This is a genomic window from Halomonas sp. B23F22_10 (assembly GCF_043496975.1).
Classification (GTDB): domain Bacteria; phylum Pseudomonadota; class Gammaproteobacteria; order Pseudomonadales; family Halomonadaceae; genus Halomonas; species Halomonas smyrnensis.
Window position 1 is genome coordinate 459874 of the sequence record NZ_JBIEKF010000004.1, and the last position, 19366, is coordinate 479239.

At 67.8% G+C, this 19366-nt stretch carries 19 protein-coding genes and 1 pseudogene; 15 read left to right on the forward strand and 5 right to left on the reverse strand.

All coding sequences use genetic code 11. The features are described from left to right. The first annotated feature begins 49 nt into the window (after positions 1-49). The 6 genes and pseudogenes from ACGTNF_RS11910 to ACGTNF_RS11935 form a co-directional block, all read left to right on the forward strand. Positions 50-2245, forward strand: a complete 2196-nt coding sequence (locus tag ACGTNF_RS11910; protein ID WP_394601892.1) for a TRAP transporter large permease subunit — start codon at positions 50-52, stop codon at positions 2243-2245. A gap of 146 nt (positions 2246-2391) precedes the next feature. Further along, a complete protein-coding gene (locus ACGTNF_RS11915) occupies positions 2392-2793 on the forward strand; it encodes a DUF4168 domain-containing protein (RefSeq protein ID WP_016853750.1) in 402 nt (133 codons plus the stop codon). A gap of 149 nt (positions 2794-2942) precedes the next feature. Continuing rightward, positions 2943-4853 (forward strand): DUF294 nucleotidyltransferase-like domain-containing protein, encoded by a 1911-nt coding sequence (locus tag ACGTNF_RS11920; RefSeq protein ID WP_394601893.1) that lies wholly within the window; start codon positions 2943-2945, stop codon positions 4851-4853. Between the two features lie 13 nt (positions 4854-4866). Next, the gene (locus ACGTNF_RS11925; RefSeq protein ID WP_394601894.1) at positions 4867-5583 is read left to right on the forward strand and encodes a 3'-5' exonuclease; all 717 of its coding nucleotides are present in this window, start codon (positions 4867-4869) and stop codon (positions 5581-5583) included. A gap of 15 nt (positions 5584-5598) precedes the next feature. Then, complete coding sequence (locus tag ACGTNF_RS11930; RefSeq protein WP_394601895.1) at positions 5599-5724, forward strand: hypothetical protein; 126 nt, start codon at positions 5599-5601, stop codon at positions 5722-5724. A gap of 33 nt (positions 5725-5757) precedes the next feature. Next, a pseudogene (locus ACGTNF_RS11935) lies at positions 5758-5865 on the forward strand (3'-5' exonuclease); the annotation flags it as partial. 106 nt (positions 5866-5971) lie between these two features. Here ACGTNF_RS11935 and cobO read toward each other — a convergent pair. After that, on the reverse strand, positions 5972-6571 hold the full coding sequence (cobO, locus tag ACGTNF_RS11940; RefSeq protein WP_016853755.1) for a cob(I)yrinic acid a,c-diamide adenosyltransferase: 600 nt from the start codon (positions 6569-6571) through the stop codon (positions 5972-5974). A gap of 196 nt (positions 6572-6767) precedes the next feature. On the opposite strand from cobO, the gene ACGTNF_RS11945 reads away from it, so the two are divergent. From ACGTNF_RS11945 to pepN, 4 genes are all read left to right on the forward strand, one after another. Continuing rightward, positions 6768-7253: a GNAT family N-acetyltransferase gene (locus ACGTNF_RS11945; RefSeq protein WP_016853756.1), complete on the forward strand. Its 486-nt coding sequence runs from the start codon at positions 6768-6770 to the stop codon at positions 7251-7253. A 56-nt stretch (positions 7254-7309) separates the two neighbouring features. Beyond that, entirely contained in the window at positions 7310-7795 is a 486-nt protein-coding gene (locus tag ACGTNF_RS11950; protein WP_394601896.1) for a YajQ family cyclic di-GMP-binding protein, read from the forward strand. A 119-nt stretch (positions 7796-7914) separates the two neighbouring features. Further along, complete coding sequence (locus tag ACGTNF_RS11955; protein ID WP_016853758.1) at positions 7915-8292, forward strand: YbaN family protein; 378 nt, start codon at positions 7915-7917, stop codon at positions 8290-8292. 104 nt (positions 8293-8396) lie between these two features. Further along, a complete protein-coding gene (gene pepN, locus ACGTNF_RS11960; RefSeq protein ID WP_394601897.1) occupies positions 8397-11027 on the forward strand; it encodes an aminopeptidase N in 2631 nt (876 codons plus the stop codon). 233 nt (positions 11028-11260) lie between these two features. On the opposite strand, the gene ACGTNF_RS11965 is transcribed toward pepN, so the two are convergent. Next, entirely contained in the window at positions 11261-11548 is a 288-nt protein-coding gene (locus tag ACGTNF_RS11965) for a hypothetical protein (protein WP_152479569.1), read from the reverse strand. A gap of 88 nt (positions 11549-11636) precedes the next feature. Beyond that, positions 11637-13235 carry a cation:proton antiporter domain-containing protein gene (locus ACGTNF_RS11970; protein ID WP_394601898.1) on the reverse strand — a complete coding sequence of 533 codons (1599 nt, stop codon included), beginning with the start codon at positions 13233-13235 and terminating at the stop codon, positions 11637-11639. Positions 13236-13351: 116 nt separating this feature from the next. Here ACGTNF_RS11970 and yegS point away from each other — a divergent pair, with 116 nt between their 5' ends. From yegS to ACGTNF_RS11985, 3 genes are all read left to right on the forward strand, one after another. Further along, positions 13352-14317: a lipid kinase YegS gene (gene yegS / locus ACGTNF_RS11975; RefSeq protein WP_394601899.1), complete on the forward strand. Its 966-nt coding sequence runs from the start codon at positions 13352-13354 to the stop codon at positions 14315-14317. Between the two features lie 28 nt (positions 14318-14345). Then, on the forward strand, positions 14346-14774 hold the full coding sequence (locus ACGTNF_RS11980) for a VOC family protein (protein ID WP_016853763.1): 429 nt from the start codon (positions 14346-14348) through the stop codon (positions 14772-14774). Between the two features lie 70 nt (positions 14775-14844). Beyond that, a complete protein-coding gene (locus ACGTNF_RS11985; protein ID WP_394601900.1) occupies positions 14845-15552 on the forward strand; it encodes a hypothetical protein in 708 nt (235 codons plus the stop codon). Between the two features lie 98 nt (positions 15553-15650). On the opposite strand, the gene ACGTNF_RS11990 is transcribed toward ACGTNF_RS11985, so the two are convergent. Continuing rightward, on the reverse strand, positions 15651-15857 hold the full coding sequence (locus ACGTNF_RS11990; RefSeq protein WP_016853765.1) for a cold-shock protein: 207 nt from the start codon (positions 15855-15857) through the stop codon (positions 15651-15653). A 295-nt stretch (positions 15858-16152) separates the two neighbouring features. Here ACGTNF_RS11990 and ACGTNF_RS11995 point away from each other — a divergent pair, with 295 nt between their 5' ends. Both ACGTNF_RS11995 and ACGTNF_RS12000 read left to right on the forward strand, forming a co-directional pair. Continuing rightward, positions 16153-16578 (forward strand): NINE protein, encoded by a 426-nt coding sequence (locus ACGTNF_RS11995; RefSeq protein WP_016853766.1) that lies wholly within the window; start codon positions 16153-16155, stop codon positions 16576-16578. A gap of 10 nt (positions 16579-16588) precedes the next feature. Next, positions 16589-17233 carry a LysE family translocator gene (locus ACGTNF_RS12000; RefSeq protein WP_394601901.1) on the forward strand — a complete coding sequence of 215 codons (645 nt, stop codon included), beginning with the start codon at positions 16589-16591 and terminating at the stop codon, positions 17231-17233. Between the two features lie 110 nt (positions 17234-17343). Here ACGTNF_RS12000 and ACGTNF_RS12005 read toward each other — a convergent pair whose 3' ends face one another. Continuing rightward, a complete protein-coding gene (locus ACGTNF_RS12005; protein WP_394601902.1) occupies positions 17344-19296 on the reverse strand; it encodes a transglycosylase SLT domain-containing protein in 1953 nt (650 codons plus the stop codon). Positions 19297-19366 lie beyond the last annotated feature (70 nt).

The window sequence follows — 19366 nt, forward strand, 5'->3', positions numbered from 1 at the left end:
ATGATCCGTCGCCATCGCCGGGAAGCGATGGTATCGCGGAGGAGTTTTCATGAATCTCGAGATCAATTTCGTGCTGCCGCACTGGCTCTACTGGTCGGTCCTGTTCTTCCTGCCGCTGCTGGTGATGTGGCTCGTCGACCGCAGCTTCCGGCGCGGCGGGACCATCAGCGGCGGCGACACCGGAGAGATTCCCGGCGAGGCCCCGGTGGAGAGCTACCGGCCCCCGGGCAACGTCTTCACCGCCGTGATCGATCGCATTTCCGGGTTCTTCGGCCGCTACGTGGCCTACTGGGCGCTGATCGCGCCCTTCGTGTTCGCCTATGAAGTGCTGATGCGCTACGCCTTCAATTCGCCGACCAACTGGGCCCACGAGTCGATGACCCTGATGTTCGGCATGCAGTACCTGATCGCCGGGGCCTTCGCCCTGCGCGAAGGCGGGCACGTGCGCGTCGACATCCTCTATCAGCGGGCCAGGCCGGTGAACAAGGCGGCGCTCGATCTGGTGACCTCGGTCTTCTTCTTCATCTTCACTGTCGCGCTGCTGGTGACCGGCTGGAAGTTCTTCTCCCAGGCGGTGAGCGACACGCTGTTCTTCGGCTCGAGCTACGCCAACGAGACCTCCTTCACCGAATGGGCGATCCAGTTCTATCCGGTGAAGTTCATGCTGTTCTTCGGCGCGCTGCTGCTGCTGCTGCAGGGCATCGCCCAGCTGATCCGCGATTTCCAGGCCTTCCGCCATCATCGTGCCGCCGAGCATCACGGCCGCGGCTTCGCCCACCTGCTGGTGGCGCTGGGGGCGGTGCTGGCCGCCTGGACGCTGTTCGAGATGGTCAACATCGCGGTCACCGACTACCAGAGCCTGGCCGGCAGCCTCGAGAACATCCTCAGCGGGCTGGGCATCGGCGGCCTGACCCTGGTGATGTTCGGCACCCTGATGGTGGTGCTGGTGGCGGGCCTGCCGCTGGCCTTCGTCACCGGCGGCCTGGGGGTGGCCTTCCTCTACCTGGTGGGCGATCAGCACATGCTCAACCTGATGCCGTCGCGCATCTTCCCGATGATGACCAACTACCAGCTGTCGGCCATCCCGCTGTTCATCTTCATGGCCTCGGTGCTGGAGAAGGCCGGGATCATCGAGGAGCTGTTCGATGTCGTCTACAAGTGGATGGGCGGCCTTAAGGCGGGCCTGGCCATCGCCACCATCATCGCCTCCACGCTGCTCGCCGCCATGGTCGGCGTGATCGGCGCCGCGGTGGTGACCATGGGCCTGATCGCCCTGCCGGCGATGCTCAAGCGCCACTACGATCCGGAGATCGCCATCGGCTCGATCATGGCCGGCGGCACCCTGGGCATCCTGATTCCGCCGTCGATCCTGGCGATCATCTACGGCGTCATCGCCCAGCAGTCGGTGGGCGAGCTGTATCTCGGTTCGCTGATTCCCGGCCTGCTGCTGGCCTTCATGTACGGCTTCTACTGCTGGATGCGCGGCACGCTGAACATCAAGGTGGCACCGCCGATGCCGGTGGAGGACCGCGTCGACATGAAGGAGAAGCTGCGCCTGCTGCGCAACATGCTGGCGCCCATCGTGCTGGTGGTGCTGGTGCTGGGCATCATCTTCACCGGTATCGCCACCCCGGTAGAGGCGGCCGGCATCGGCACCTTCGGCGCGCTGGTGGTGGCGGCGCTGCACAAGCGCCTGACCTGGCCCAATCTGCATGCCGCCTGCATGACCACCCTGGTCGCCTCGGCGATGGTGATGTGGATCATCTTCGGCGCCAGCATCTTCGTCGGCTTCTATATCCTGCAGGGCGGCCAGACCTTCGTGCAGGAGCTGATCTCCGGCGCCGGCCTCGGCCCCTACGCGGTGCTGGCGCTGATGATGGTGCTGCTGGTGGCGCTGGGCATGTTCCTGGACTGGGTCGGCATCCTGCTGCTGGCGGTGCCGATCTTCGTGCCGCTGATCAAGGGGCTCTCCTTCGACGGGGTGTTCGGCCTGCCCGGCGTGGCACCCGCCGACGTGTCGCTGTGGTTCGGGGTCATCTACCTGGTGAACATGCAGATGTCCTTCCTCAGCCCGCCGTTCGGCTACGCCCTGTTCTACATCAAGGGGGTGTGTCCGCCGCACATCACCATGGGCCAGATCTTCCGTTCGTCCTTCCCGTTCCTGGGCATCCAGGCGCTGGGGCTGATCCTGGTGATCATGTTCCCGGCACTGGTGACCTGGCTGCCGAATCTCGCCTACGGCTAGGCGACGGCGCAGGCCATCAGCGACGACGCCCCCGATCGGGGGCGTCATCTTTTCAAACTGTTACACGATGGCGGTGAACCCTCGCCGATGATTATCGTCACAGGGGGGCAGCCCACGCATGCATGACAATGTTTTCGGAGGTATCTATGCAACGTATCACCGCCCTGTTCTCCGCCGCCCTGCTCAGTGCCGGCATGATGAGCTCCATGGCGTATGCACAGGACAGCGCCGACGCCACCGCCAGCCAGGGCCAGGCGCAGGCCGCGACCCAGAACTTCTCCGACGCCCAGCTTCAGAAGTTCGCTGACGCCTCCGAGGAAATCGCGGTGATCTCCCAGGATTACACCCAGCAGCTGCAGAACGCCGAGGGTGAGAAGGCCCAGCAGGACGTCCGCCAGGAAGCCAACGACCAGATGGTCGAAGCGGTCCAGGACAGCGGCCTCGAGGTAGAAACCTTCAACGCCATCGGCCAGGCGATCCAGCAGAACCCCGAGCTGATGCAGCGCGTCCAGGGCATGGCGCAGGGCAACGGTGAATCCGCTTCCTGATCCCGTCATCCCGCCACATCCCTGTGCGATGAAAGGCCACCCCTCGGGGTGGCCTTTCTGCGTTTGACCGGCGAGATGACGGCTCTTTACACCATCCCCGGCGCCTTTCAGACTTGGCTTATCCTCAACTACCGAGCGGGCACTGGGCCATGGATGTGGAACTGCTGGAAATCCGCCAGCATCTCGGGCGCTTCCCGCCCTTCGAGACGCTGTCCGACGAACTGCTCGACGAGGTGGCGAGCAACGTCGAGGTGGCCTATTTCAAGGCCGACACCGATATCCTGACCCTCGATCAGGAGCTCCACGAGCTGTGCTACATCCGCAGCGGCGCGGTGGAGGTCTACCGTCGCGGTGGCGAGCTCTACAACCGCCGAGGCGAGGGCGAGATCTTCGGCCAGTTCAGCCTGCTGCGAAACAACCGGGTCCGCTATCCCGTGCGGGCGATGGAAGACTCGCTGATCTACTTCATCCCCGAGGCGGTCTTCCAGCGTCTCTGCCAGGCCGACGACGACTTCGCCGACTTCGTCGAGCTGCTGCGCCCGCGCCTCGAGAGCGTGGTCGAGGAGCAGAAGAAGAACAACGACATGATGATCACCCGGGTGCGCAAGCTGGTCACGCGCTACCCGCTGATGGTCGATGCCTCGACCACCGTTCAAAAGGCCGCGCGCCAGATCACCGACTTTCAGGCCTCGGCGGTGCTGGTGCTCGACGACCCCGGCGAGGACGACAACCCGCGCTATACCTTCCGCGACATCGAGGAGCGCGCCTGGCAGCTTCGCGGCATCCTCACCGACAGCGACTTCCGCACCCGGGTGGTGGCCGAGGGGCTGTCGCCGGACACGCCGGTCGGCGAGGTGGTGGTCGGCAACGTCATCGCCATCCAGTCCGACGAGTCGGTGCAGGAAGCGATGCTGATCATGCTGCGCCATAACATTCATCACCTGCCGGTGATGTATCGTCGCCGCCCGGTGGGCATCGTGCACCTCTCGGACATCATCCGCTACGAGACCCAGAGCAGCCTTTACCTGGTCAGCAACATCTTCCACCAGCCCAACGCCGAGGGTCTGGCGCGGTTGGCGCCGGACGTCAGTGCGGCCTTCGTGCGCATGGTCGAGGAGGGCGCCGACTCGCGCATGGTGGGCAGTGCCCTGTCGACCATCGGGCGGAGCTTCACCCGTCGGCTGCTGGAACTGGGCGAGGAACGGCTGGGGCCGCCGCCGGTGCCTTACTGCTTCATGGCGCTGGGCTCCATGGCCCGCAACGAGCAGTCGATCGCCACCGATCAGGACAATGCCCTGGTGCTGTCCGACGACTTCGATCCCGAACAGCACGACGCCTACTTCCTCGAGCTGGCCCAGTTCGTCAGCGATGGCCTGGACGCCTGCGGTTATCCCTACTGCAAGGGCGACATCATGGCCACCAACCAGAGCTGGCGGCAGCCCCTGGCCGTCTGGAAACGCTATTTCACCGAGTGGATCGAGCACCCCAATCCCGAGCGGCTGCTGCACAGCTCGATCTTCTTCGATCTCGACGCCGTCTATGGGGAAAACGTGCTGGTGGAGCAGCTTCAGGACCTGGTGGCCTACCAGGCCGCGCGGCATCCGCGCTTCCTGGCGGCGATGGCCCGCAACGCGCTGAATCGCACGCCGCCGCTGGGGTTCTTCCGCACCTTCGTGATGGAGAAGGACGGCAAGCACAACAACTCGATCAACCTGAAGCGCCGCGGCACCGCACCGATGGTCGACCTGATCCGGGTGCATGCGCTGGCCTGCGGCTCCAGTGCCCAGAACAGCTTCGACCGGCTCGACGACATCGATCGCACCCAGCTGCTGGCCCCGGGGGTCAGCGATCGCCTGCGCTACGCCCTGGAGTTCCTGTCGATGTCGCGGATTCGTCACCAGGTGATCGACATCCAGCACGACCAGACGCCGGACAACAACATCGAGCCGGAGAACGTCTCGAGCAGTGAGCGTCATCACCTCAAGGATGCCTTCCAGGCGCTGAGCCACGCCCAGAAGTTCCTCAAGTTCCGCTACCCGATGCCCTCGCGGTCCAAATGAGCGAGGTGCACGGATGCTGATGCGACGCAGGACTCAGATTCCCGACTGGGCGAACTACCTGGCGCGTCGCGCCGAGGCGGCCCAGGATCCGCGACTGGCACGCTTCTTCGCCGCCGGGACCCCGACGGCGGAGACGCCGATCGGCGAGGCCCCGCTGGTGGCGCTGGACATGGAGACCACCGGCCTCGACGCCCGGCGCAACTCCATCGTCAGCATCGGCCTGGTGCCCTTTACCCTGGGGCGCATCGCCATGACCGAGCGCCGCTACTGGATCGTGCGCCCGCGGCGCACGCTCCACGCCGAGTCGGTGACCTTCCACCACATCACCCATGCCGATATCGCCCACGCGCCGGAGCTGGACGACATCCTGGAGGACCTGCTCGATGCCCTGGCCGGCCGGCTGGCGGTGGTGCACTACCGGCACATCGAGCGTCCCTTCCTCGACGTGGCCGTCAAGGCGCGGCTGGGGGAGGGCGTGGTCTATCCGATGATCGACACCATGTCGCTCGAGGCGCGCATTCATCGGCAGTCGCTGGTGGCGCGCTTCAAGCGCTGGATCGGTCGGCCGCCGGCCTCCATTCGGCTGTTCGACAGCCGTGCCCGCTACGGGCTGCCGCCCTACCAGGGCCATCATGCGCTGACCGATGCACTGGCGACCGCGGAGCTGCTGCAGGCGCAGATCGCCCACCACTACAGTCCCGAGACCCCGGTGGGCACGATCTGGAGCTAGGCCTGGTGGGCGGCGATGCCGCGCTTTTCTGAACAGGGCCATCCTGCGCTGACCGATGCACTGGCGACCGCGGAGCTGCTGCAGGCGCAGATCGCCCACCACGACAGTCCCGAGACCCCGGTGGGCACGATCTGGAGCTAAGCCTGGTGGGCGGCGATGCCGCGCTTTCCTGAACAGGGCCATCCTGCGCTGACCGATGCACTGGCGACCGCGGAGCTGCTGCAGGCGCAGATCGCCCACCACGACAGTCCCGAGACCCCGGTGGGCACGATCTGGAGCTAGGCCTGGTGGGCGGCGATGCCGCGCTTTCCTGAACACGGCCATCCTGCGCCGACCGATACACTGGCGACCGCGGAGCTGCTAAGGCGGCATGGGCACCGGCGAGTCGTTAGTAATCGATGCCGCGCCGCGCCTCCAGGCCGGCATTGAAGGCGTGGCGCACCTCCGTCATCTCGGTGATGGTGTCGGCCATGGCCTGCAGCTCGCGGTGGGCGTTGCGTCCGGTGACGATCACCGTCTGCTCGGCGGGGCGGTTCTGTAGCGCCTGCCGGACCGTGTCGATGTCCAGGTAGCCGAACTTGAGCATGTAGGTGATCTCGTCGAGCACCACCAGGTAGACCCCGGGGTCGGCGAGCATCCGCTCGGCCTCGGCCCACACCTCGCGGCAGGCCTCGGTGTCGCTCTCGCGGTTCTGAGTCTCCCAGGTGAAGCCGGTGGCCATGATCGCCACCTCGAGGTTGGGATCGTCCTCGAGCCGGTCGCGCTCGCCGCACTCCCACTGGCCCTTGATGAACTGCACCACGCCGACGCGGTAGCCGTAGCCCAGCGCGCGGGTCACCGTGCCCCAGGCGGCGGTGGTCTTGCCCTTGCCGTTGCCGGTGAACACCAGCAGCTGGCCGCGGCGCTCGTCGGCGGCGGCGACCTTCTCGTCGACGCGGGACTTGAGGGTCTGCATGGCCTTGCGGTGGCGCTCGTCGCGTTCGCTCATCTCGGTTCCTGCTCGTGTCGTGGTGGGAAGGGCAGCCTACCCCAGGCGACGGATGGCGTCAGCCGTCGGCGCCGGTGCACTTGAGCCGGCGATGGCGCGTCGCGGTCGCCGACTGAAAAGATTTCATCGCTGACGCCAAAGACAGCGTCATCCATGGTGCCCAGAATCCTCGAGTAGTGTCCCTGGAAGCCTCGTCATGCCCGCGATCCTTCGTCCGGCGGTTGCCGCCGATCTCGCCGCCCTCCATGCCCTCGAGCAGCTGGCCTTCAGCGGTGATCGCTTCACCCGGCGCCAGCTCTGGCACCTGCTCAACCGGGCCAACGCCCTGACGCTGCTGGCCGAGGACGCGGCGGGCCGGCTGCTCGGCTATGGCACCCTGCTGTTTCGTCAGGACAGCGTGCGTACCCGGCTGTACTCGTTCTGCGTGCATCCCGAGGCGCGCGGCGAGGGGCTCGGGCGGCGCATGCTCGAAAGGCTGGAAGCCGAGGCCTGGGAGCGGGGCGGTGACTGGCTGGTGCTCGAGGTGCGGGTCGACAATCAGGCGGCGCTGGCGCTCTACCGGGGCACGGGCTTCGCGCCGTGCGACTGGATGGGTGACTACTACGAGGACGGCTGTGCGGCCTGGCGCATGAGCAAGGCGCTGACGCCGCTCGCCGTTGGCACCGAGGCCCGGGCCGGCTAGGCGCCGTGGCTTGTGATGCTTAGAATGGTGGCATCGTTCATCATCGGGAAATCACCATGCCCTCCTTCGATATCGTCTCCGAGTTCGACAAGCACGAGGCGAGCAACGCCGTCGATCAGGCCAACCGCGAGCTGCAGAGCCGCTTCGACTTCAAGGGCGTGACCGCCTCCTTCGCGCTCGAGGGCGAGACCGTGACCCTCGAGGCCGAGGTCGATTTCCAGCTGCGCCAGATGCTCGACATGCTGCGCAACAAGCTGATCGGCCGGGGCATCGATCCGCGCTGCCTGGAGGTCGACGACCCCGAGCTCTCGGGCGTGCGCGCCCGCCAGACCGTGCGCCTCAAGCAGGGCCTCGAACAGAAGGAGGTCAAGGACATCGTCAAGCGCATCAAGGACACCAAGCTCAAGGTCCAGGCCCAGATCCAGGGCGAGAAGGTGCGCGTCACCGGCAAGAAGCGCGACGACCTGCAGCAGGTCATGGCCCTGCTGCGCGGCGAGGATGGCCCCGACCTGGCGCTGCAGTTCGACAACTTCCGCGACTGAGCCCGCCGCTCGCTGTCATCACCCGTTGCTGTTGCCCCCATTGGCGATGGCGATTGGCAGCGGGAGAGGGCTTGGGCTTCAATGTATCTGTGCCCTGTCGCCAAAGGAGTGAGCGCTCGATGTCCCATGCGCGCCGCATCGTCTACCTGACCATCGCCGGGATCAGCTTCGCCCTGGGCGTGATCGGCGCCTTCCTGCCGCTGATGCCCACCACCTGCTTCATGCTGGTGGCGGTGTGGGCGGCGTCCAAGGGCTCGCCGCGCTTCGCCGGCTGGATCCGCTCGCACCCGCGCTTCGGTGCCACCATCGTGGCCTGGGAGTCCGAGCGGGCCATCCCTCGCCATGCCAAGTGGACCGCCGGCGTCATGCTGCTGATCTCGATGGTGATCCTGGCCTTCGTCATCGGCGTGCTGTGGCTGAAGCTGGCGCTGATCCTCGGCCTGGGGGCCCTCACCGGCTGGATACTGACCCGGCCGGAGCCGGTCGCCGACGCCTGAGCCGCTGCGGCGCCGCCGAACCGCCCGGGGTTGAGGGCGGCACTTTGAGGTCGAGGCAGAGAGGGCCGTACAATGGTCGGCAATCTTCACAGGAGCCATCCTCGATGTCCGAACCCCAGCCGATCTACCTGAGCGATTATCGCCCCCCCGCCTACCGCGTCACCCACACCGAGCTGACCTTCGATCTCGATCCCGCGGCCACTCGGGTCAAGGCGCGCCTGCACGTGGAGCGCCATCCCGAGCGCGAGGCCGGCGAGCCGCTGGAGCTCGACGGCGAGCAGCTGGCGCTGAAGGCCATCGCCATCGACGGCCAGCCGCTGGGCGACGACGAGTACGCGCTGACCGAGCGCGGCCTGCGCATCGAGCGGGCCCCGGAGCGCTTCCTGCTGGATACCGAGGTCGAGATCGCCCCCGAGGCCAACACCGCCCTGGAGGGGCTCTACCAGTCCGGCGGCATGTTCTGCACCCAGTGCGAGGCCGAGGGCTTCCGGCGCATCACCTTCTACCCGGATCGCCCCGACGTCATGGCGACCTTCTCCACCACCGTGATCGGCCGCGCCGACCGCGAGCCGGTGCTGCTGTCCAACGGCAACCCGGTGGAGCGCGGCGAGCTGCCGAACGGTCGTCACTTCGTGACCTGGGAAGACCCGCACCCCAAGCCCTGCTACCTGTTCGCGCTGGTGGCCGGTGACCTCGAGAAGGTCGAGGACCGCTTCACCACCCAGAGCGGCCGCGAGGTGACGCTGCAGATCTGGGTCGAGGAGGAGAACCTCGGCAAGACCGATCACGCCATGGCCTCGCTCAAGCGCGCCATGCGCTGGGACGAGGAGGCCTACGGCCGCGAGTACGATCTCGATCTGTTCATGATCGTGGCGGTCAACGACTTCAACATGGGCGCCATGGAGAACAAGGGGCTCAACATCTTCAACTCGGCGGCGGTGCTGACTCACCCGCACACCGCCACCGATGCCGCCTTCCAGCGTGTCGAGGGCATCGTCGCCCACGAGTACTTCCACAACTGGTCCGGCAACCGCGTGACCTGCCGCGACTGGTTCCAGCTGTCGCTGAAGGAGGGCTTCACCGTCTTCCGCGACCAGACCTTCAGCGCCGACACCAACTCCGCGCCGGTCAAGCGCATCGAGGACGTGTCCTTCTTCCGCACCGCCCAGTTCGCCGAGGATGCCGGCCCCACCGCCCACCCCGTGCGGCCGGACCACTACATCGAGATCGGCAACTTCTACACCCTGACCATCTACGAGAAGGGCGCCGAGATCGTGCGCATGCTGCGCAACCTGGTGGGCGGCGAGGCCTTCCGCCGCGGCAGCGACCTGTACTTCTCGCGCTTCGACGGCCAGGCGGTGACCATCGAGGACTTCGTGGCCTGCATGTCGGAGGCCTCCGGCCAGGATCTCGACCAGTTCATGCGCTGGTACTCCCAGGCCGGCACCCCGGAGATCGACGCCCACGGCGAGTACGACTATGCCAACGGCGCCTACCGCCTGCTGCTGCGCCAGCGCACCCCGGCCACGCCGGGCCAGCCCGACAAGGCGCCGCAGCACATCCCGATCCGCCTGGGCCTGGTCGGCACCAAGAGCGGGCGCGACCTGCGCCTGACCCTGGACGGCGAGACCCTCGGCACCGACGGCGTGATCCACCTGCGCGAGGAAGAGCAGGAGTTCCTGTTCACCGACGTGGAGGAGGCCCCGGTGCCGTCGCTGGCGCGCGGCTTCTCGGCGCCGGTCAAGCTCAACTTCCCCTATTCCCGCGAGGATCTGGCCTTCCTGCAGACCCATGACAGCGACGGCTTCAACCGCTGGGACGCCGGCCAGCGCCTGGCGCTGCTGGCGCTGGACGACCTCATCGCCGCCCACCGCAACGGCGTCGAGAAGGTCATGGATCCGCGGGTGGTGGAGGCCTTCCGCGAGCTGCTCAAGCGCCAGACCGACGACAAGGCGGTGCTGGCCGAGATGCTCACCCTGCCCTCCGAGGCCTATATCGCCGAGCAGCAGCCGCTGGTCGACGTGGACGCCATTCACGCCGCCCGCCGGTTCGTGAAGCAGTCGCTGGCCACGGCCCTGCGCGACGACTTCCGGCGCCTCTACGAGGAGAACGTCAGCGACGCCCCCTACGCCCCGGAGCCCGAGCAGATCGCCGCGCGCAGCCTCAAGAACGTGGCGCTGTCGTACCTGGTCAGCATCGAGGACGAGGAGGGCATCGAGCTGGCCCGCCGTCAGTTCGAGGCCGACCACAACATGACCGACGTGCGCACCGCCCTGACGCTGCTGGTGCACTCCAGCCGCGACGACCTGGCCGATCCGGCGCTGCGCGCCTTCGGCGAGAAGTGGGCCCACGACCCGCTGGTCATGGACCAGTGGTTCAGCGTCCAGGTCTCGCGCCCGCAGTCCGATGCCCTGGAGCGGGTCAAGTTCCTGATGGACCACCCGGCCTTCTCGCTGACCAATCCCAACAAGGTCCGCGCGCTGATCGGTGCCTTCGCCCAGAACCGGGTCAACTTCCACCGCCTCGACGGCGAGGGCTACAAGCTGCTGGCCGACGTGGTCATCGAGCTCAACCGCCTGAACCCCGAGATCGCCTCGCGGCTGGTGACCCCGCTGACCCGCTGGCGTCGCTTCGACGAGACCCGCCAGGAACTCATGAAGGGCGAGCTCGAACGCATCCGCGAGGAAAAACTCTCGCCGAACGTGTATGAGGTGATCGAGAAGGCCCTCGCGTAATCGCGACATTCGCTCGCGAGAACGACAAGACGCCGCCCGGAAGGGCGGCGTCTTTGTTTGACGAACTGCAACGGCAGCGAAGCCTCGTCATGAGACCTCGTCCGAAAAGTTGGCGAGCGAAGGCTAGACAAGGCAAAAATCAGCGAGAAGCCGGAGTTTACGAGCTGTAAATGAGGACTTTGAGCTGATTTTTAACGCCGTATAGCCGAGCGCAGACACTTTTCTGGCATGGTCTAGTTGATCAGCCAGCCCAGCACGCTGACGCCCAGCAGCACCCAGATCAGGGTGGCGACCACGGCTCGCCGGCGCAGGGCCGAGAAGGCCTTCCACAGCAGCCACAGGCCGAGCACCAGCACCAGCAGGCTGAGCAGGTTGGCGGGAATGCCGAGGCCCCCGGCGATGCCGCCGATCAGGCTGCTGGCGGCGTCGTCCAGGCCGTTCAGGCCGGCGCTGAGCGCATCGACGATGAAGCGGATGACATGGCCGATGAACTGGCCGATCGCGGTGAGGAAGTCGTTCATGCGCGGGAGATCTCGAGACGAAGGGGCATCGGGGATGGCGCGTCATGGTAGCACGCCCGCCGGGGCGGGCGCGGTGGTTGCCGGCTGTCTAGCCGAGCAGGCTGGTGCGTGAGGTCAGCCCGGCCTCCTCGGCGGCGCTGTCGGCCAGCGCGCGGCCGGCCTCGTCGTAGACGTGGAAGACGGCGCTGGCACCGAGCTCGCGGATCGGCTCGATCTCCTCGGGGTATTCCACCACCGCGGTGATGCGTCCGGGGAAGTGGCGCGAGCGCAGCTGTCGCAGGGCGGCCAGGTTACCGGCGTGGTGCGGCATGGCCAGCACCACCAGGCGCACCTCGGACGACATCAGCAGCTTGTCCCAGAACTCCGAGTCCACGGCGTCGCCCTCCAGGGCGTTGAAGCCCATGGCGGTGAGCCGTTCGATGCTCTTGGGGTTGCTGTCGATGCCCAGCACCTGCAGGCCATACTCCTTCTGCAGCCGCCGGTAGACGCCCTTGCCGATGCGGCCCATGCCCAGCACCACCGCCTCGGCGTCGCCGACCTCGATGGGACGGTCGCTGGGCGCCAGCTCGTGCTCGTCGATCTCGGGCAGGCGCGGTTCCAGCCAGCGATAGAAGCGCTCGCCGTAGCCGTTGACCACCGCCGAGGCGGCGAAGCTCAGCGCCACCGCCAGCGACAGCACCACCAGGAAGCTCTCCGGCAGCCAGCCCTCGGCGGTGGCGATGGCGCCGACGATCAGCCCGAATTCCGAGTAGTTGGTCAGGCTCAGGGCGGTCAGTACCGAGGTGCGGTGGCGCATGCGGAAACGCATGAACACCAGCTGATAGAGCAGGCCCTTGAGCGGCAGTGCCAGCACCAGCAGCAGCGCGGTGCCGAGCAGCTCCCAGCTGGGCATGGCGGTCAGGCCCAGGCTCAGGAAGAAGCCCACCAGCAGCAGTTCCTTGAGGCTGAACATCGACCGCGCCAGGGCCTGGGCGGCGGGGTGGGGGGCCAGCAGCAGACCGATGATCAGGGCGCCGAGGTCGCCCTTGAGCCCCACCGCCGAGAACAGCGCATAGCCCAGCACCAGCGCCAGCAGCATGCCGAACAACATCTGCATCTCGCCGTGGCCGAGGCGGTCCAGCAGGGCGCGCAGCGCCGGGGCGAGCGGAATCAGCAGCAGCAGGCCCAGCGCCCAGGGGCTCGGCAGGCTGCCGGTGGAGGCGGTGAGGAAGACGACGGCGAAGATGTCCTGCATGATCAGCACGCCGATGGCCAGTCGGCCGTAGGCGGTCTGGCTCTCGCTGCGCTTTTCCAGCACCTTGACCACGAACACCGTGCTGGAGAACGACAGCGCGAAGCCCAGCAGGGCCAGGGTCGACCAGCCGGCCTCGGCCAGCAGCGGCAGGCTCAGCCATTTCAGCAGCCCGAGCAGCGCCACCATGGTCAGGCTGGAGATCAGCATGTGCAGGGTGGCCCCGCCCCAGACGTCGCGGCGCAGCAGGGTGCGGATATCGAGCTTGAGGCCGATGCTGAACAGCAGCAGGGTGACGCCGACATCGGCCACCAGCTCGAGCAGCGGGGTGGGGGTGAAGCCCAGCGCATTGAGCACGAAGCCGCCGGCCAGGAAACCCACCAGGGGCGGCAGGCGCAGGCACATGGCGGCGAGGCCGCCGAGAAAGGCCGCCAGGAGAAAGGCCGGTGCGATCATGACAACTCCCTGTATCGCGATGGTCGAGGAAAGGGGCGGGAAGACAGACAGTGTAAGGAAGTCATAGAGTGAATGGGACTCATCCATCGAGCATGCCCGCCGAGCGTGAAGCGGCCATGACGACGATCAAGGAGAAGGAACGCGAGACCATGGCAACGCTGATCCTGAACGGCAAGTCGGCGCAGCTGCCGGCCGTGCGCCAGGCGGTGAGCGCCTGCCGCGAGGCCGGCGCCGCGCTGCGGGTACAGGTCACCTGGGAGGCGGGGGACGCCGAACGCATGGCCGAGCAAGCCGGACGCGATGGCATCGACCGGGTGATCGCCGGCGGCGGCGACGGCTCGATCAACGAGGTGGTCAACGGCCTGATGCGCCTGCCGGCAGAGGATCGCCCGGGGCTCGGCCTGATGCCGCTGGGCAGCGCCAATGACCTGGCCAGCGCCCTGGGGCTGTCCCTGGAGCCGGCGGCGGCGCTGCAGGCGGCGCTGTCGCTGCCGCTGCGGCCGGTCGACGTGCCGAGTCTCGACGGCCAGCACTTCCTCAACATGGCCACCGGCGGCTTCGGTGCCGAGATCAGTTCCTCGACGCCCAAGAGCCTCAAGCGGCTGCTCGGCGGCGGGGCCTATTCGCTGATCGGTGCCCTCAAGGCCTGGCAGTACCGTCCCTACCCGGTGCGGCTGCGCTGGGCGGAGGGCGAGCGGGAGGCGTCGCTGTTCGTGCTGGCGCTGGGCAACGGCACCCGCTCCGGCGGCGGTCAGCATCTGACCCCCGAGGCGCGCATCGACGATGGCTTGCTCGACGTGCTGATCCTGCGCGACTTCGCCTCGCTCGGCGACATGGCGCGGATGCGTCGCGAGCTGCAGCGCCGCCCCGGAGAAGGCACCTTCGTCGAGACCTTCCGCACCGCCTGGCTCAGCGTCGAGGCGGACACCGACCTGCCGCTGACCCTCGACGGCGAGCCCTGCCATCGCCGCGCCTTTCGGGTCGAGGTCGCGCCGGGAGCGCTGTCGCTGGCGCTGCCGGACGACTGTCCGCTGCTGTCGACGCCGGTGACTGGTCAGCCGGCGTCGGGCCGGGCATCATGACATGATCCTGGCTCATGGAGGTGCATGCATGTTGACTCCCTTTCATCTCGCCATGCCGGTTCGCGATCTGGCAGAGGCGCGGCGTTTCTACGGCGATCTGCTGGGCTGCCCCGAGGGGCGCAGCAGCGACACCTGGATCGACTTCGACCTCTACGGTCATCAGTTCGTCTGCCATCTCGATCCCTCCCTCGGCGAGTCGCCCAGGGACACGCATCGCAATCCGGTCGACGGGCACGGCGTGCCGGTGCCGCACTTCGGCGTGGTGCTGGAGATGGACGACTGGGAGGCGCTGGTCGACCGGCTGACCCATGCCGGCATCCGCTTCGAGATCGAGCCCTACGTGCGCTTCGCCGGCGAGCCCGGCGAGCAGGCCACCATGTTCTTCCGTGATCCCAGCGGCAATGCCATCGAGTTCAAGGCGTTCCGCGACATCGAAGGCCAGCTGTTCGCGCGCTGAGCCGCGCCTTGCGGCGCCGGGCCCCCTTTGGTGCAATGACACGTGACACCCATCGAAGAGAAGGAAGGCCATGATCCCCTGGAAACCGCTCGTTCTGGCGGTCACGCTTGCCCTGGCAGGCTGCGGCAACGATGAGGGCGAGCCGAGCGACGAGACCGCGCCCGCCGGCGACGCCACGAACCCCGCGCCTGCCGTCGAGGAGGGGAGTGCCTCCCAGGCCGACACCGCGATGCCGAGCCAGGCCGACGGCGCCGACGCCGACGCGTCCGTCGAGGGCGAGGCCGCCATGTCGGAGGCCACGGCTGAGGAAGCCGCGCCGGCCGGCGAGCCCGAAACCGCCGACGCCGTGCCCGCGGGCGAGATGGCGCCGCCCTCCGAGCAGGAAACCGAGGCCGAGGTCGAGCAGATCCTGAAGGACACCGAGCGTCGCTTCGAGGAGGCCAAGCAGAACATCGACAGCCAGTACGAGGAGGTCTCGCGGCAGACGCCCGACGAGGCGTCGCTGCCGGAGATGGACGCCACGGACGCGAGCGAGCTGGACGACGCCCTCGACGCCGAGCCGATGTCGACGGACGGCATCGCGCCGACCTCCGATCCCGAGGTCGAGGCGATCCTCGAGGAGACCGAGCGCCGCTTCGAGGAAGCCAGCCGCCAGATCGACGAGCAGTTCGAGCAGGCCGAGCAGGGCGTGCCGAGCGAGATCCGCGAGTCGACCCGCGCGGAGCAGGAGCGCGTCGCCTCGCCGGACGGCGAGACCGCCGGCGGCGACGCGCCCTGATGTCGCGAGCGCCCACGAAAAAGGCCCGCCGGAAGGCGGGCCTTTTTCTTGTCGAACCGCCGGCGACACCGGCGGTTCGATCGTCGTGTCGGTCGAGGTTACTCGGCGACGCGAACGTTGGAGGCCTGAAGGCCTTTCTTGCCCTGAGTCACTTCGAAGGAGACCTTCTGGCCGTCCTGCAGGGACTTGAAGCCTTCAGCCTGAATCTCGGAGAAGTGGACAAACAGGTCATCACCGCCGTCTTCCGGAGAGATGAAGCCGTAGCCCTTGGTGTCGTTGAACCACTTGACAGTGCCAGTTGCCATTGTCGATTTCCTTAACAAACTAAATATTGATGCTGGGTCGTATTGGCCGTGAGACCACGGCACGAGCCCGTCTTGCGTGGGCAGACAAAGAAGAAGTGCGCACCGGGTGCATCGAAGGAATCGAAGTACAACTGACGACTTTCTACTTGCTAACCTACGCAGCGGATAGTGCATCAGCACCAGGGTTGCGTCAACATCGTGGCGCAGTGAAACTGGTGCCTCCGCCCGCTAGGTCAATGTAGCCACTCCGTTCCCTGGCGTCCAGCGACCTCAAGGGCATCGACGAGACTTTTCCATGGAACACACACGTATCGCTTCGCAGGATACGCACAGCAAGGTGGTCGGCTATCTGCTTTGGCTGTTCGGCTTCCTCGGTGCGCACCGCTTCTATTACGGCAAGCCGGTTACCGGCACGATCTGGTTCTTCACCCTCGGGCTGCTCGGCATCGGCTGGCTGATCGACCTGTTCCTGATTCCGTCCATGGATCGCCAGGCCGACCTGCGCTTCCAGGCCGGGCCCACCAACTACACCCTGGCCTGGCTGCTGCTGACCTTCCTCGGCGCCTTCGGCGTGCACCGTTTCTACCTGGGCAAGTGGGTCAGCGGGCTGATCTATCTGTGCACCCTGGGACTGTTCGGCCTGGGCGTGCTCTACGACTTCTGGACGCTCAACGACCAGATCTCCATGCGCCACGCCAAGCGCGGCGTGTTCGGTGGGTGAGGGCGACCTGATGTGGTTCGATGCCCAGTTCTGGCCCTTCCTGGTGGCCATCACCCTGCTCAGCATCACCCCCGGCGTGGACACCCTGCTGGTGATCCGCAATACCGCCCGCGGCGGCGTGCGTGATGGCGTGCTGACCAGCCTGGCGATCTGCGCCGGTCTGTTCGTGCATGCCACCGTCTCGGCGCTGGGGATCTCGCTGATCCTGCTGCAGTCGGCCTGGGCCTTCTCCGCGCTCAAGCTGGCCGGCGCCGCCTATCTGGTCTGGCTGGGGATCGCCAGCCTCGGCGAGGCGCGGCGCGGCCAGGGCCTGCCGGTGGCGGCGGTGGACGGCGAGCGCCAGCGGGTGCCGGCCTGGCGGCCGCTGCGCGAGGGGCTGCTGTCCAACGTGCTCAACCCCAAGACGGTGGTCTTCTACATGGCCTTCCTGCCGCAGTTCATCGCCCCGGGCGATCCGGCCCTGGCCAAGTCGCTGTGGCTCGCCGGGGTGCACTTCGTGATCGCCAACGTCTGGCAGATCGCCGTGGTGCTGCTGGTCGGCCGGGCCGGCCGCTGGCTGGCGAGCCCCGTGCTCGCGCGCTGGCTCAACGGTCTCACCGGCGGCGTGCTGGTGGCCTTCGGGGCCAAGCTGGCGCTGACCCGGGCGCCGACATAGCGCTGACCCGGGCGCCGGCCTAGCGCTGACCCACCGGTTCGGCATCGCGCCCTTGAGTGAGAAGGCCCGCCATTCGGCGGGCCTTCTCGATGACGGGCCGGGCAGGAAGCTCAGCGGCGTGCCAGCAGCGAGCCGTCGTAGTCGTCCTGGCGCTCCGCCGGCGTCAGCATGGCCACGCCGCGGGTGTCGCCGTCGTTGGCCAGGCTCTCGAAGATCACCCGGTAGGCCAGCACCGCTTGCACATAGCGGCGCGTCTCGCGGAAGGGGATCGACTCGACGAACAGGTCGAACTGCTGCGGGGCGTCGCGCAGCCAGCGGTCGACCCGCCCGGGGCCGGCGTTGTAGGCGGCGGTGGCGGCCAGGCGGTTGCCGCGATAGCGCTCGATCATCTCGCCGATATAGGCGCTGCCGAGGCGAATGTTGACTGCGGGCTCGAGCACTCCGAAGCGGCCCGGGTCGGCCATGCCGAGCTTGCGGCTGACCTGGCTGGCGGTGCCCGGCATCAGCTGCATCAGGCCGCGGGCGCCGACCGGCGACAGGGCCTCCGGATTGTAGGCGCTCTCGCGCCGGGCGATGCCCATCAGCAGATAGGGGTCGACGTCGTGGCGCCGGCCCCACTGCAGGAAGTCGTCGCGATAGGCCTCGGGGAAGCGCCATTCCAGGGCGTCCCACAGCTGGGCGGCGATGGTGGTCTGGACCAGCCGGGCGGGCCAGTCGCGGCGCGAGGCGTAGTCGGCCATCGCCATGGCCCGGTCGGGGGAGACGCGAGCCGCGGCGGCATACCACTCGCTGTTGGCCAGGCCCGGCTCGCCGATGCGCAGCAGCGCCTCGGTGCGCTGGACCGCCGGCAGGGCGGCGATTTCCTGGCGACGGGCCTCGTCGACCGAGGTGTCGGCCCGGTTCAGAGCGTAGGGCTGGTCGAGGTGGTCGGCGGCGGCGAAGCCATAGAAGCTGCGCTGTTCGGCGGCGCGGGCGTAGGCCGCGTTTGCGCCGTCGTCGTCGCCGAGCTGTTCCAGGGCGCGGGCCTGCCAGTACTGCCAGCGGGCATCGCTGGCCTCTTCGGCGGGCAGGCGATCGGCCCAGGCCAGCACGCCGCCCCAGTCGCGGTCGGCCAGGGCGACCCGGATGCGCAGCACGGTGAGGTCGGTGTCGTCGAGGCGCGGCAGCACGCCGTCGACCCAGTCACGGTTGGGGCCGACGTCGCGCACCAGCGAATAGAAGGCCAGGTCATGCTCGATCTCGTGGCGATGGGCCTCGTCGATGCCGAGCTGCGGCGACAGCCGGCGCCAGGCCGCGAGTGCCGCCTCGGTGTCGGCGCGGGTATAGTCGTGCATGGCGGCGGCGAACAGCGCGCCGCTGCCGCGGCAGTCCGGTCCGATGCAGCTCGGCACCCGGGTGATCGCCGACAGGTCGTCGTCGAGGCGTTCCAGGGCGGCGCGGGCACCGGCCCAGTCGTCGCTCAGCTGGCGGCCGAGGTAGCCGACCATGCCGGTTTCGCCGGCCTGCCAGGCCAGGGTGAGACGCTCCCACACCTGCTCCGGGCCGATCTCGCCGCGGGCGCGCAGGGTGTTGAACAGCGGATCGCAGGCGTCCGGCTGCGAGTGGCCGGCCCGCCACAGCGCGCGGCCGCCCTCGGCGGCGGTGGCCGGATCGCTGCCGAGCAGGGCGGCATAGTAGTGGCACTGGCGCGCGGTGCCGCCGGGCTCGCCATCGGCCACCGCCAGCAGGTCCTGGTAGCGGCCGGCCTCGCCGTAGGCCGAGATGGCCTGACCGCGCATCCAGTCGGCCAGCGGCGAGTCGGCGTTGGCGTCGATGAAGGCCTGCACCTCGCGGGTCGTGGCGCCTGGCAGTCGTGCCTTGAGGCGGTGATAATCGACATAGCCGGCCAGCGCGTGGTCGGCGATGGCGGCCCGGTCGATGGCCTGCCAGTCCTTGTCGCGCGCGGCCTGGAGGGCATCGCGCATGGCGTCGTCGCCGGACTGGGCCTGGCCGGCGGTCGGCAGGCACAGCAGGGCGGCGGTCAGCAGGGGCTTCCAGGGGATGCGGAACGGGGTGCTGGGCATCGTGTCGCCTCTCGAAGGGGGTGCGTTGAGCGGGTTCCCATGGTCGCCCATGGCGCGGCGCTTGAGTAGT